The organism is Chengkuizengella sediminis, from assembly GCF_010078385.1.
GTDB lineage: Bacteria > Bacillota > Bacilli > Paenibacillales > KCTC-33759 > Chengkuizengella > Chengkuizengella sediminis.
Map to the genome: position 1 here is coordinate 99,182 of NZ_SIJC01000003.1, position 14,839 is coordinate 114,020.

The following is a 14,839-nucleotide window of genomic DNA, read 5'->3' on the forward strand; positions in this document are numbered from 1 at the left end:
TCAATCTAGCATTGCGGTGTCATGCCCCCATTTATTTAATAGAATGATATTAAATATAGTAAGTTATAACTTACGTAATAAACATATATGTATAATCATTCAACAAAACATTCTCAAAGTTTTAAATTAACAAGTTTATAAACTTGTTATCTATGAGTCATTCGTACAGGATATAATACTTCAATATAAAGAGGAGCAGTCCCCTAGTATGAATGTGTCAAATATCAATTTTCTAATTGAACTGCTCCTCTTCTTTGTTTCTAATATTACCTCTCTTCAACTATGATAGAACTAACTGTATCATTTCCAATGGTATTGTCCCCAAGGCTTGCATCGTAACCAGTAAACTCTTCACTTGTTCCTCTAAAATTAGTATCTCTGAACAATATTGCTTTCATATCCACAACAAATATTGAACTTAATGTATTATCTTGAAACCCTACTGCGTCTATTGTCGTATATTCTCCGGGTGATGTTATTTTATCGTATCCCCCATTTATGTCATAGTTATTATCTTTGAATAAATAAACACCTTTTCCAACTATTTTAAATGATGAAACTTTATTATCTCCTACGTTTCCTGAACTTCCAAGGTTATTATCTTTATGTCGAACTGCTTGTACCTTACCTTCATAATTCATATGTTCATATAGAGCCACACCACGGCTTCCTATAGTTAACACGGATGACAATCGATCATTAGACATTCCACAATTCCCAACATAACCACAACCTAAGTTATTATCGACCCTTACATAATCTCCTCTAAAATCAAAATCATTAAAGAAATAGACACCTACACCTTTGAACATTCTAGCTGTTGAAGTTTTATTATCCATATCATGATTCACTAGATTAGGATCTCCATAATCCTCTTTAATTACAGCCAATTTTCCATTATAGTCATAATGTTCATATACAACTAATGCATATGGACCAATCACTTTCACTGATGATAAATCATCATTGGCAATACCATCAGGCGTCGAAATATCCGGATTAAATGTAAAATTTCTTACTCCCCCATCCACACTATGGTCCCTAAACGTCATCACACCGCCATAATCTGATCCAGAAAAGAAATAGACGCCATCTTTCTGTTCTCCTACTTTTATGGAAGACACGATATCCTGTCTTATAAGAGTATCCTGATCTAGATCACGAATATTAGCAAAACCGTCCTCCGTAAAAATCGTTTGGGCATACCCTCCAAAGTTTAAGTCTGGGAATAAACTAACATATATATTTCCTTGAACTAACATTGAAGATAAATCGTTTTCAAAATTGTAGGTATTATCGTTTAAATTTATTTCTTGCCCCTTACTTACTGTAATACAATCCCCATTAAACCCAGTATTTGAAAATAAAAATGCTGTTTCTGTGACTGTAAAATGATTAGCCATTGTAGAAGTTGGTGATTGAATTAATCTACCATTATAAAGTACTTCTTTCACAATATAAAAATCTTCATTGCTATTTTCTACTAATATATCATACAGTTCAGGAGATATGTTTACAGAAGCATCTGTCCCTTCAAACACACCTACATCTATCCCACCCCTAGCTGGATCTCCTATATATATTCTATAATATGTTCTTTCCCCTGCAGGAATTTGATCATCTTCCCAAGCAAATGGAATGGAACAGCCAAGGACCAGACTACCAAAATTTCCAGATGTTAATGCTACCTCTTCTACAACTGTATTACTAGGAAGTGAAACTGTTTTAAAAAGGGTTCTGGAATCGAAGAAAAAATCCTCTCGAAACGATTTGACCCAATACACATTCGATTTTTCAGGCTCTACTTCCGCGTCAATCCAACTCGTTCTTGATGGATCAAAAATAATGCCATCAATACTATCATTTTTATAAACGATGAAACCTTCCACATCTGGGTCCGTCACTGAATCCCAAGAAAGCGTTGTCATTAAATTTTGAAAATCTGAATTAGCTACTAAATTTTGAGGTACTTCTAGTGATGCATCTACTTGATATATAGGTACCTCCATCGTAGCGTATGTTTGATTCACCATTTTTACAATATAAGAGTTCATATCAGGTCTAAGTCCGTAATCATCTAAATTTTCAAAAGCATCACCAAGTTGGCTGTAATTATGTGCATCTGAATAATTTACTTTTGTTTGTGTGACTAAATTATAAACAGCCCACTTGTATGGATTTGCTCCAGCAATTGTTCCAAAATCCACTGTGAAAGTCTCTGTTGTAGATGCTTGTACTGTTCTAGTAAATGCATATGAACTTGTATCAGAAAAATTATAACTTAGATTAACACCTGCCGACCATCCAACACCCAATGGTTGATTCTGATATTCAAAAGAAGTTTCTACTCCAAATCCATGGGTAAGGGTTGCTACTTCTTGCTGTGACTCTGTTAAACCATATGATCTTTGGAAACTTACATGTGACGGTCCCCCCGTTTTTGCATTTCCATATTGAGCCAACTCCCACCATTCTTCAACGTCTAACGTTAGGCCCTGAGCAAAGTATGAATGTTTATTTAGTAAAAGTGTAATTTCCCCTGGTGTTCCCAATGGGAAAATAGAGTTTAATAGTCCTGTGTCTGGGCTGTAAATAGCTACAAACGTATCAATACCAGGATCATAATCATTTAATGCTTGATTTAGAATGCTTATATGCTGTCCTGAGAGTTCTTCGTAATAATCAGCATTATAGTAATGATCATTAAAACCAGGATCTACAATAAAATTAATAGGGATATAATCAACTGGGTCTATTCCTTGAAAAGTGGTTCTATTTTCGTAAGTATCAAATTGAAATGCCTCATTTTCTTCAAGGGCTGGTACGACAAGATCAGGTTCTACGTAACCGCTACTACTTGCACTATTCAAATCTTTAGTACTAGATTCTAAATCTTTAGTAGATTTTAAATCTTTTTTATTCATAGTTTCTATTACTACTGTTTCTTCAGGAAAATACACCTGATGTGTACCACGGTCTATCATTACATAACCTTCTTCTGCGTTTACCTCTGTAGGAGTAAATATGTTCATTGTGATCAAAAGGAATAAAGACACCACACAAATCATTAAACTAGATAAAGTATTTGTTCTGAACACCAACATTATGAATTCCTCCCCATGATTTAAATTTGATTTAATTGAACACTATTCTTCTCTAAGAATGCCCCTCCTTACATTTAAATTAAAGAACTTCATAATTCAAATTGAAACAAACATATTATATTAGTACCATCATTCCCCCCCTTTATTTAATAGAATAAATGAATAGAAAGTCCAATTCTAGTTGGTTATAACTAACATCATACAGTCTTTTGTATAATTATTCAACTACTTTTTTTGAATTTTCAGAAAATTTTATGTATTTTCAAATTTATTTTCATTATTGATTTTACTATGTACAGAATCTCTAAATATAAAGAGGAGCAGCCCTAGTGAATAAATCTATCATTTCACTAGTAAAACTGCTCCTCATATTGTTTCTTATATTAAAATTCTCTGATCTTGACAGAACTAACCGTGTCATTTCCAATTGGATTATCAGCCAAATTTGAATCGTGGTTGTAAAATACTTCACTTGTACCTCTAAATAAAGGATCACGATATAATGTTACTTCATAACGACCAACAATAAAGATTGAACTAAATGTATTATCTGTTACCCAGCTTGCCATATTTTCTACAAATCTATATTCTGCTGAAGCCCTTGCCACAAAATCTCCAGCTATTGGTATATAATTACCTTGAACTCCAAAATAAACACCTTTTCCGAATACTCTAAATGACGAAGCTTTATTATTCCCTACTACAGCCAACCATTTGTCCCAATGTTTAACTTCTTGAACTTTACCTTGAAAATTAGGGTGTTCATACAGTGCAAGACCATAATCACCTATAATGAGCACTTGCGAGACTTTATCACCAAGTATTGGATTTCCTTTTATTCCGTTTTCATATAAATCTATCGCACGGCAATCATTCATATAATAACAAGTCATCTCACGATAAACTTGCCAATTTCCATGTGCATAATTTTCCTCAAATAACCAGACACCTTCACCTTTGAACACACTGACTGATGAAACTTTATTATCCCAGTTAACATTTTGTAAATTAGTTTCACCACTATCCTCTTTAATAATGTACGAATCTCCTGTATGATTGTTAGTGTCATATAAAATTGCTGCATAGTCTCCAATCACTTTCACAGATGATAAATTGTTTTCTGTACCAACCATAGTATTAGCCCCATAATGATTTACTCCAGGATTAATTCGTAGAAAGCCGTTGTCACCTGAAAAGTCCGGTCCTAGAAAGAAATGGATACCATCTCGTTGTTCTTCAACGATAATGGAAGATGCAATATTCGCTCCTATAATCTTATCATCAAAGTCACGAACATATCCAAAACCGTTCTCTGTGAAAAACGTTTGATCTTGTTCAGACCCAAATAATCCTATTCTTGCCATTAGTTTAACTATTATATCTCCTTGCATCAACATGGAGGACAACTGGTTATCAAAATTAATATCGCCTAAATTCTCTGTTGTCTGACTTACTGTCACACATTTCCCATTGAATCCTGCTTTAGAAAACAAAAAGGCAGTTTCTGTCACTGTAAAATGGTTAGGTATTTTAGTAGCTGACGATTGAATTAATTGATTATTATAAAGTACTTCTTTCACAATATAAAAATCTTGATTATTGTTTTCTTTTAATAAGTCATATAATTCAGGAGATAGATTTACAGAAGCATCTTTCCCTTCGAATTTACCCACTTCTTTCCCGCCACTAGCCGGGTTTCCAATATATATGACGTAATACGTTCTTTCTCCAGCTGGAATTTGATTATCATTCCATGCAAATGGGATGGAACAACCAATGACTAACTCTCTTAATTCTGCTGCATTTAATTTCACCTTTTCAGTCACAGTATTACTAGGTGGTGAAATCTGTCTATAGAAAGATTTAGTGCTAGTATATTCATTATTGCTAAAAGATCTGAGCCAATACGTATTGGCTTTTCCAGGCTCTACATTCAGGTCGGTCCAATTCGTTCTTTTTGGGTCAGTGATCGTTCCAGCAAGATAACCATTTTTATAAACAAAGTAACCTGCCACCTTCCCATTATTTACTCCATTATCTTGTGCTATATTCTCATCGGACACTGAATTCCAAGTAAGTTCTATCGTTAAGTTTTTAAAATCTTGAGCAGCTGTTAAATTTTGAGGCACTTCTAGGTTTGGATCTACTTCATAAACAGGGACTTCGACAACAGAGTAAACACTATTCTTAATTTCAGTCATATAAGAGCTCATATCAGGTGTAAGTCCGTAATTGTCGATATTGTTAAATGCATCATCTAATTCACTGAAATGGGATGCATTTGAATAATTCACTTTTGTTCGTGTCACTAAATCATATACAGCCCACTTGTATTGAGTGCCTGGAAATTTGGTTCCAAAATGTGCAGTGAATACATCTTTTTGAGACGAATGGTATGTTCTAGTAAATGAATTTGTGTTTGAGTTAGTATAATTATAACTAAATGTAAAACCCACACTCCAATTGATTTCAGCTATTCCAACTTTTACTTTCCCTCCATTTTGAGTATTAATGTCTACTCCGGTTCCATGTGTGATAGTCACTGAATTCTGCCTTGAATCTTCTACTCCAAAAGTTCTTTCAATCGTTTTCGATATCGGAACTCCGTCTGAATTCCCATAATTATTTACACCTCTTGCCCACCATTCTTCAAGATCTATCGTAAGATTCTGAGCAAAATATGAATGTTTATTTAATAAAAGGGTAATTTTGTTCGATGCATTCATTGGGAAGTAATTGGTCACTGATTCTGTTACTGGATCATAAACACCTATAAACGTATCCACATTAGGATCCTTATCATTTAATGCATCATTCAAAACGCTTAACAACATATCATTATTAGGGAAATATTTACGATCTACAATGAAATTAACAGGTATATACGTCTCTGGCTCTATTCCACGAAAAGAAGTTCTATTTTCATAAGTGTCAATTGGCATTGGATCATTTGCTTTAAGAGCTGGAATTACAAGATCAGGTTCTACATAAACACTATTACTACTCCCACCTTCAACATTATTGTTTAAATTCATAGATTTTAGATTTGTAGAATTCAAATTAAAAGATTTTAGATTAGATTCTATTTTTATTGTTTCCTCAGGATAATACACTTGATGAGTACTCCGATCGAACATGATATAACCTTCTCGTTCTTGTGCGTTTACGTCTGTAGCAGAGAATACACTCATTGAAATTAAAATGGTAAAAAACATTACCCAAATCATAAAACCAGTTAAAGAATTCTTTATGAACTCTATCATTCACATTTCCTCCCCTATCCTTCATTTTAAATTATTAAGCTAATTAATCCCTCCTATCTATGAAAACCCTTACATTTTTTTATAACTACTACACTTTAATTTTGATATACTGGTTTTTTTATGTTTGATTTAATAGACTAGACTAAGGGAAATATGTATAAATATCTCATATTGTGGTTTGTTATAACTAACATATTACGACATTCTGTTTAATTATTCAACATAATATTCATACTTTTTTGAAATTTCTGTAAAAACAATGAGGAGCAGTCCTAGTGAATGAATATAACATTTCACTAGTTGGAGCTGCTCCTCTATTTCTATTTTAATATTCTTCAATTTTTAAGGAACTGACGGTATCATTCCCTATGGGATCACTCCTAAAATCACCAAGCCAGCCATAAATCACTTTACTTTCTCCTTTATAAACGGGATCTCTATATAAGGTTACTTTATAATTACCAACAACAAACATTGAACTTAGTGAATTATCTGTAAGTCCTATCTTTTCTACAAAACTATAATTTCCCGGGTCTTTTACTATAACTGATGATCCAGGTCTAAAATTAAGTTCTTGCCCTAAATAGACACCTTTTGGGAATACTCTAAATGATGACATTAGATTATCTCCTACATCTCCACTACTTCCTGAATATTGATCAAAGTTTGTCACTGCTTGCACTCTTCCTATATAATCTGGGTGTTCATACAATGCAACACCGTAGTCACCAATCACTAACACAGAGGATAAAGTATCACCAGGAAATCCACATTCATTAGAACTATGTCGACAATTATAAGGGGTATTAGCATCAACTGGTAGGAAACGTTTATAATTCCCTCTATACGTTTGGACATCGAATAGCCATACACCTTCACCATGAAATACACTTATTGATGAAGCTTTATTATCTATATTACTATTTAAATTTGGACCACCATAATCCTCTTTAACTAAAGCATATGCTCCTGACCAGTTATAATTCTCATACAGAGCTACTGCATATGGACCCACAACTTTTACTGATGATATAGAATCATCTTTTTTAAAATAAGCGTCTCCTCTTTGATAACCCATCCAATCGTTTGCTTGATGACCACCTGAATCTCTAGCAAATTGCTCATCGTTATATAAATCAAAAGATCCACTAAAATCTGGTCCATCAAACATATAGGCGCCATGCCATTTTTCACGTACTTTTATAGAAGAGACAGTATTCGATCCAATAATCATTTCGTCAAAGTCACGAATATGAGCATAACCGCCCTCATCGGTGAAAAACGCCTGAGAATAACCTCCATAGTTTGCTTGTGGGAATAGGACAAGCCATATATTACCTTGTACTAACATCGATGACAACTTGTTATCAAAGTCATAGCCTGTTTGAGATAAATTTACGGATTGATCCTTACTTACTGTGACACAATCCCCATTGAATCCTGCTTTAGAAAACAGAAATGCTGTTTCTGTCACTGTAAAATGGTTAGGAATTTTAGTAGCTGATGATTGAATTAATTGATTATTATAAAGTACTTCTTTCACAATATAAAATTCTTGATTGCTGTTCTCTTTTAATAAGTCATATAACTCAGGAGAGATATTTACAGAAGCATCTTTCCCTTCGAATTTACCCACTTCTTTCCCGCCACTAGCCGGGTTTCCAATATATATGGCATAATATGTTCTTTCTCCAGCTGGAATTTGATCATCAGCCCAATCAAATGGAATCGAACATCCTATGACCATACTTTTAAATTGTGCCCCATTTAGTTTCACCGTTTCACTTACTGTATTACTAGGAGGTGAAATCTGTCTGTAGAAATATCTAGTAATCGTGTATTCATTATTGCTAAAAGATCTAAGCCAATACGTATTGGCTTTTCCAGGTTCTACATTCAGGTCGGTCCAACTCGTTCTTGTTGGATCAAAAATGGTCCCAGCAAGATGACCATTTTTATAAACAAAGTAACCTGCTACCTTCCCGTTGTTTTCTTTAGGATCAACTCCAGCCTCCGCCACACTATCCTCCGATACGGCATCCCAATTCAGGGTGATCGTTAAGTTTTTAAAATCTTGAGCAGCTGTTAAATTTTGAGGCATTTCTAAGCTTGGATCTACTTCATAAACAGGAACTTCGACAACAGAGTACACGCTATTCTTAATTTCAGTCATATAAGAGCTCATATCAGGTGTAAGTCCGTAATTGTCGATATTGTTAAATGCATCATCTAATTCGCTAAAATGATCTGCATTTGAATAATTCACTTTTGTTCGCGTCACTAAATCATACACTGCCCACTTGTATTGAGTGCCTGGAAATTTAGTTCCAAAATGTGCAGTGAATACATCTTTTTGAGACGAATGATATGTTCTAGTAAATGAATTTATGTTTGAGTTAGTATAATTGTAACTGAATGTAAAACCCACACTCCAATTGATCTCAGCTATCCCAACTTTTACTTTCCCTCCATTTTGAGTATTAATGTCTACTCCGGTTCCATGTGTGATAGTCACTGAATTCTGCCTTGAATCTTCTACTCCAAAAGTTCTTTCAATCGTTTTCGATATCGGGACCCCATCTGAATTCCCATAATTATTAGCACCTCTTGCCCACCATTCTTCAAGATCTAACGTAAGATTCTGAGCAAAGTATGAATGTTTATTCAATAAAAGGGTAATTTTGTTCGTTGCTTGCATTGGGAAGTAATTGGTCACTGATTCTGTTACTGGATCATAAACACCTATAAACGTATCCACATTAGGATCCTTATCATTTAATGCATCATTCAAAACGCTTAACATCATATCATTATTTGGAAAATATTTACTATCTATAATGAAATTAACGGGTATATACGTCTCTGGTTCTATTCCACGAAAAGAAGTTCTATTTTCATAAGTGTCAATTGGCATTGGATCATTTGCTTTAAGAGCTGGAATTACAAGATCAGGTTCTACGTAAACACTATTACTATTCCCACTCTCAACATTGTTATCTAAATTGGTAGATTTTAGATTTGTAGACTTCAGATCTATAGATTTCAAATTAGGAGATTTCAGATTAGATTCTATATCTATTGTTTCTTCAGGATAATATACCTGATAGGTACCTCGATCGAACATGATATAACCTTCTCGTTCTTGTGCGTTTACCTCTGTAGCAGCGGATACATTCATTGTGAGCAAAAAGATAAAAAACATTACACAAATCATAAAACTAGACAACATATTTTTTCTGAACAACACTACCATACACATTTCCTCCCCATAATTTAGTTTAACTTGATTTCATTTTGATTAAATTAGTCCCCCCTCTATGAAAGCCCTTACAATTTTTCAGATAAAAGACATTATCAAACCGATAAAACAATCAAACTAGTATTACGCTGGTATGATTCCCCTTATGTACTTTAAAAAATAGAACTACAGAAGCGACTGACTGCATTTGTAATAGTTCGTTATAACTAACATAATACGTCATATTATATAATCATTCAACATAATAATCTGAATTTTTTAAAATTTTTAGAAAAATAAACTAATTTTATCCTTATATTATGGCGTTCGTTGTCGCATATTCTCCATCCGGGTGTGCAAGAGTACATTTTTGGATCTTAGGTACATGCATCCAGTCAAAATATCTTTTTACCGAATACAATATCTTGTAAACAAATACAATTAAGAAAGAGGTGATCCTTATGGGACATTTCGATAAATCCATCTGCGACTGCTGTGTCTGTCCAATGAAGTGTGTTTTGATGCAATTAATGGAGCAACAAATAACTGTAGATTTTTTACGTACTACATTTGGACAAATTAACATTCCTTTTACTATAGATCGTATTGAAGATTTTATAGTATTCACTGATCAAGGAAATATCGCAATCTGTCAAATTGTTGCTTTAGGTTTGAATATGGAAGCTGATATTAAATTAAAACCAATTAGAAAGAATATTGTTGGGGAATGCGCATGTTGTGAAGACCCTATGACAAATTTGTTAAATTCCATGAAGGAACAGCAAATAAGTATACCTTCTTCAACAATTACAGAAGCAACTATAGCAGGTGTAGGTGAAGGAATCGTTTTACTTAAAGATCTTATAACTAACACAGGAGTAGAGTTTGATTCAGGTGTAGCTTCTACGTGTGCATTAGATATAGTAGCTCCTCCGATTAAAAAATAGAAAAATCCCCACCATCAACTACCTAAGACAGTGGAAAAAATAAAATAAAAGCTTCTCCGTAGAGGAAGAAGCTTTTGCTTTGTTCCCATTGGCTTAGTTTAAATTAGTTAGCTAGTGGGGAAATGTACAATATTAATTTATCATGCTACATATCCTTCACGTGTGATTTCTAAAAACTCAGATTCAGTAATCTTTTCTCTTTGAACAAACACCTTTTCTATTGCAAAAGTAATACTAGATGCATTAACTAAGGTCTCTACTACACCAATTTGAGCCATTGAATCAAGCGAAACTTGTGTACTTTGTGATTGTTTGACACACATCAACGGAAAGTCTTCGTTTAATCCTATGAACCCTCTCACGCGGTTGCTTAGACTCCTATCTATGGCCATTAATACAAAAAGAAGCGTTCTAATGGCCCTTCTAGTTAACCGTTTAAGAATAAAATTTTATTTTCAAACTGTAATTACTGTTGCTTTAAGGCTTCGAGAGCCGACAAATATTTCTGCATTGGCTGATACAAATGTACATCTGAGCACATACGTATTGATTCCAGCACTTGGTGTATCATCTACTAAAGGAAAGTTTGGAAAATTTGTATACCCTACTGGTTCAAGAGAAATATAATCCATACTATTATCTATAGTCGCAATTGTCACTCCATTACGCAGGAGCTCATAGGTCATTTCAAAAGTAACATCGGGCTCTCCCGTTATCACAGCAATTTGAGCCATTGAATCCAGAGATACCTGTGTTTTCAGCGGCTCTTTAACACATACTTCGACGGTAGCTACAACTGTAGGGACGCCGCCTGGAACAAGTTCAATTGCACCTGCTGCTACACTAAGTGCATCTATTACAGAAACCGTGTCAGCAACAACAAAAAGTCCTTTATTTAAACCCATAACTGTTGCTTTAAGACTTCGAGATGCGACAAAAATATCTTCTACAACAGATGTTGAAACCCTTGTAACTTTGAGATCATACGTATTAATTCCAGCATTTGGATTGTCATCAAGGATAGGAAAATTCGGAAAGTTTGTATGTCTTCCCTCACCTGCTGCTTCATAATCCATTTCATCATTGATTGTTGCAATAACATTACCATTACGCAGGATCTCATATCTAACTTCAAAAGTAACAGAGACATTCAAAATTACTGGGTCAGAAGTAGGAGACAGTCTTGTTACAGCAATTTGAGTCATTGAATCCAGTGAAACTTGTGTTTTCTCCGGTTGTGTAACACATACATCGACGGTGGCAACAATTTCAGAGTCACCATCAGCAGCAAGAGTAATAGAACCAGTTCCTCCATATGGATTCAATACTGAAACCGTATCAGCAGCGACAAAAGGTCCTTTATTTAAACCCATAAAATACCCTCCCAACTTCTTAAATTAAAATATCATTTCACATTATCTTATGAACCAACCAATGGATTTGCTTGGACTGATATCTATAGACATTCTTACAAAAAAAGAGCACTAATCGTACCCTTCCTGATACAGTTAAATAAATAAAATTTTATTTTCAAACTGTAATCTACACTTGAAATACAATCACTTTAATACTTCGTGAGGTGACAAAGACAGAATTCAAACCAACAGGTGATATCAGTGTACATCGTTTTTTGATTATTTCATTTAGAACTTGTCCATGATATTACTAGAAAAGGTATTATTGCGGGTATTTCAAATCAGCGGATAATCGCCGATACGTTTGAACAACTTAAAAAGAAGTCGAAATAGCACTGAAAAAATCCGCTCCCAAAATGTTACCAACTACATTTTTTTACTAAAAATTTATAAAGTCAAAAAAGAAAAGGAAAATAAAAACCCCTTATATATCAAGGGGCTTGGATGTTTATATTATGGTGACCTCAGGGTTCGAGCCTGTGACCTCCACCCTGCAAAGATGGTACAACCCTATTTTAGAATACTACAAATACATCACCCTTTTTTATAACTCCATCCGACGCCTTCTTCCCGTTAATACTTGGCACCACTAAGTCAGGGCAATCGCATTAGACTTGTTTAGAGCATTTCAAAATATTAAGTAAATAATCGTTATCCCAACCTGCTTTTTTACGTTTAGTTTTTTCTTTTCTTTAATTCGATAGCTTTCCCCTTTATGGTGCTTAAATTTGGTTACACTTTTTTAAATGTTTATGGGGTTTTGAATACTGAGAGGCAGACTATAATGATAAATAAAAGTGCCTGGGCATTACGTACATATAATCCTGTCTCTGGATTCTCCGATTATTTAAAATTGTTCTTGATTGTTTTGGACAGGTATTTCGCTGGTAGTGCTAACATTTATCTACGAGTGCAAAAACTGTAACATCCACACTCGAATCTGAGGACAATAGAATACTTTGTTTTGAATCTCTTGCTTCTGAGCTTACAATCACATCAACGACATTAGGTGAATTGGCGTTGACTTGACCTGAAGTTGTTAGTTCCAATCTTGTCATAACACTAGCAGGTGCATCAAACCCAAATTCAAAGCCTGAAATAACTGTTTCATGCCTTTGTACAGGACTTGTAAACTCAAAAGGTGTGCGTGTTTCATTATCGAGTTGTATACTTTTTCTTTTCTATTCTAAATTCATAATAAATTCCTCCTATATTAATTTATTTTTGTAGGGATACGATATATACTATGCTAACTAATTCATCTGGTGTAGATTGCTTTCCTTGTATACACATACATTTTTTAGATGGAAAAATCGCCTTTGTTACGAACCAAACCATATCATCGGTCATGGATGTCAAGACCCACTCCGTCAGTGCTACCGTGCCGGTGGGAAATCGTCCACTAACTGTCGCCTTTACACCAAATTAAGCCGTCAAGGTACGACAAGAGGTTACGTCACCACTAAGTGAAGCACGCTACACACCTGCTCTATTTAAGGTTTGAATTGAAATGGTTAAATCACCAAGCCTTTATGGTACATGGAAGAATTAAGAAAAAATTATGAATCCATCTTTCATGGTGGAAAAGGTAAACTAATTTACTGAAACATATCCTTCTGAGTGGTGGAAAAGGTTCCTTAATAAAAATAGTCTTAAAAAAATCCGTCAACTATTCCGATTTTTAATCCACTATCCTTAATTTCTCATTAGGGATGAGACCGAACCACTGACTTTAATAGTAGATTTTTTATAAATCAACGTTCTCTAACCTTTTTAATGCTCTTTTATAAGAAGCTTCCCTCTCTTTTTCTTTTAATCTTTAATTTGAATTAATTAGTGCTTCTTCCGTTACTCTCTCTTCATTTAGATTTTATAGCTCCAATTTACGTTCGCTACCTTTTTCTATTTGATAAGTTAAATTATTATTGTAAGTTATCATTGTATTTGGCTCCATCTTTGTTGGTATAGACCCATATACAACATCAGTAAGTGTTCCTTCTCCACGATCACTATAATGACTTAATCCTACGTCGGTGCCATCCTGATTCAAAATACGATTGATAAAACCATCAGTGCCATAAATAACTATCATTCCGGGAAAAGGTGTGGGTAGTACATATCCTATGTTGTGTTGGGGCAAATCCTTTGTTTCTTCATGAATTTATTTACCTCATATTATATTTTCTGTTTTTAAGTAGGTAAAACCTATTAACCTAATTCATTTTTTGGTCACTTTTCACTTCTACATAGTTTTTGGCGAAAAAATGATAATTTTGTTTCATTTTTTTTAAATAATATTTGTTGTATAAGTTGTGCATAGGAAGCATATCTTTCAAGAAAATCTTGTCTTTCTTCTTCTGATAATGGCATCTTAAATCTACCCTTACAACCTAGCCAAATATTTTTCTTGGGCGATTGTGTCTAGACCTGCGGCTTTTCGCTGTGCGATAACTGCTTCTGCTCTTTTCTTCTCGGACTCTCTAAAATCTTTATCCTCTTTTAAACGTCTTTCATTTTCTTCAATGCGTTTTTTCTGTTCTTTAGAGGACTTGTTATAATCAATTCCACCATGTCCAAGGACTTCCTCTGCTTTTGAGGTTCGCCCATCTTTGGCATCGATGGGTTTGTTTTTCTTGCTTGGTTTGAACGAACTTCCTTTTCTTATTGTGTCTGATATTCTTTCATACATAGAACTTACAATAATAATCACCAGCAAGATAAATAATACTAATATAATTGCCACATTAAAAAACTTACTCACCTTTTACACACCTCCTTAGTTTTATACAATATACTATGTTAATAGATTCTATTTGGTATAGGGCAGGTGATCTAAGACAAGCACACATTTTTAGTTAGTGTTTCTATCTAA

The 14,839-nt window shown here is 34.1% G+C and carries 10 protein-coding genes; 2 read left to right on the top strand and 8 right to left on the bottom strand.

Annotation, left to right across the window (positions count from 1 at the left end):
- Positions 1-266: 266 nt before the first annotated feature.
- The 3 genes from EPK97_RS07600 to EPK97_RS07610 all read right to left on the bottom strand — a co-directional run bounded on the left by EPK97_RS07600 (position 267) and on the right by EPK97_RS07610 (position 9,620).
- The gene (locus tag EPK97_RS07600) at positions 267-3,104 is read right to left on the bottom strand and encodes a fibronectin type III domain-containing protein (protein ID WP_162036030.1); all 2,838 of its coding nucleotides are present in this window, start codon (positions 3,102-3,104) and stop codon (positions 267-269) included.
- Positions 3,105-3,487: 383 nt separating this feature from the next.
- The gene (locus EPK97_RS07605) at positions 3,488-6,367 is read right to left on the bottom strand and encodes a hypothetical protein (RefSeq protein WP_162036031.1); all 2,880 of its coding nucleotides are present in this window, start codon (positions 6,365-6,367) and stop codon (positions 3,488-3,490) included.
- A 325-nt stretch (positions 6,368-6,692) separates the two neighbouring features.
- Positions 6,693-9,620, bottom strand: a complete 2,928-nt coding sequence (locus tag EPK97_RS07610) for a peptidase inhibitor family I36 protein (protein ID WP_162036032.1) — start codon at positions 9,618-9,620, stop codon at positions 6,693-6,695.
- Positions 9,621-10,066: 446 nt separating this feature from the next.
- On the opposite strand from EPK97_RS07610, the gene EPK97_RS07615 reads away from it, so the two are divergent.
- Entirely contained in the window at positions 10,067-10,552 is a 486-nt protein-coding gene (locus EPK97_RS07615; RefSeq protein ID WP_162036033.1) for a hypothetical protein, read from the top strand.
- Between the two features lie 140 nt (positions 10,553-10,692).
- On the opposite strand, the gene EPK97_RS07620 is transcribed toward EPK97_RS07615, so the two are convergent.
- The 3 genes from EPK97_RS07620 to EPK97_RS07630 all read right to left on the bottom strand — a co-directional run bounded on the left by EPK97_RS07620 (position 10,693) and on the right by EPK97_RS07630 (position 13,016).
- The gene (locus EPK97_RS07620; protein WP_162036034.1) at positions 10,693-10,914 is read right to left on the bottom strand and encodes a hypothetical protein; all 222 of its coding nucleotides are present in this window, start codon (positions 10,912-10,914) and stop codon (positions 10,693-10,695) included.
- Positions 10,915-11,007: 93 nt separating this feature from the next.
- Complete coding sequence (locus tag EPK97_RS07625; RefSeq protein ID WP_162036035.1) at positions 11,008-11,925, bottom strand: hypothetical protein; 918 nt, start codon at positions 11,923-11,925, stop codon at positions 11,008-11,010.
- Positions 11,926-12,860: 935 nt separating this feature from the next.
- Positions 12,861-13,016, bottom strand: coding sequence for a hypothetical protein (locus EPK97_RS07630; RefSeq protein ID WP_162036036.1), 156 nt, complete (start codon positions 13,014-13,016; stop codon positions 12,861-12,863).
- A gap of 197 nt (positions 13,017-13,213) precedes the next feature.
- Here EPK97_RS07630 and EPK97_RS22550 point away from each other — a divergent pair, with 197 nt between their 5' ends.
- Positions 13,214-13,396, top strand: a complete 183-nt coding sequence (locus tag EPK97_RS22550; RefSeq protein ID WP_162036037.1) for a hypothetical protein — start codon at positions 13,214-13,216, stop codon at positions 13,394-13,396.
- A gap of 441 nt (positions 13,397-13,837) precedes the next feature.
- Here the strand turns inward: EPK97_RS22550 and EPK97_RS07640 are convergent, their stop codons facing one another.
- The gene (locus tag EPK97_RS07640) at positions 13,838-14,107 is read right to left on the bottom strand and encodes a hypothetical protein (protein WP_162036038.1); all 270 of its coding nucleotides are present in this window, start codon (positions 14,105-14,107) and stop codon (positions 13,838-13,840) included.
- 243 nt (positions 14,108-14,350) lie between these two features.
- The gene (locus EPK97_RS07645; protein WP_162036039.1) at positions 14,351-14,728 is read right to left on the bottom strand and encodes a hypothetical protein; all 378 of its coding nucleotides are present in this window, start codon (positions 14,726-14,728) and stop codon (positions 14,351-14,353) included.
- Between the last annotated feature and the right edge of the window lie 111 nt (positions 14,729-14,839).

Coding starts and splice junctions, on each gene's coding strand:
- EPK97_RS07600 (WP_162036030.1), bottom strand. CDS start 3,104: ATGTTGGTGTTCAGAACAAATACTTTATCTAGTTTAATGATTTGTGTG.
- EPK97_RS07605 (WP_162036031.1), bottom strand. CDS start 6,367: ATGATAGAGTTCATAAAGAATTCTTTAACTGGTTTTATGATTTGGGTA.
- EPK97_RS07610 (WP_162036032.1), bottom strand. CDS start 9,620: ATGGTAGTGTTGTTCAGAAAAAATATGTTGTCTAGTTTTATGATTTGT.
- EPK97_RS07615 (WP_162036033.1), top strand. CDS start 10,067: ATGGGACATTTCGATAAATCCATCTGCGACTGCTGTGTCTGTCCAATG.
- EPK97_RS07625 (WP_162036035.1), bottom strand. CDS start 11,925: ATGGGTTTAAATAAAGGACCTTTTGTCGCTGCTGATACGGTTTCAGTA.
- EPK97_RS22550 (WP_162036037.1), top strand. CDS start 13,214: ATGCTAACTAATTCATCTGGTGTAGATTGCTTTCCTTGTATACACATA.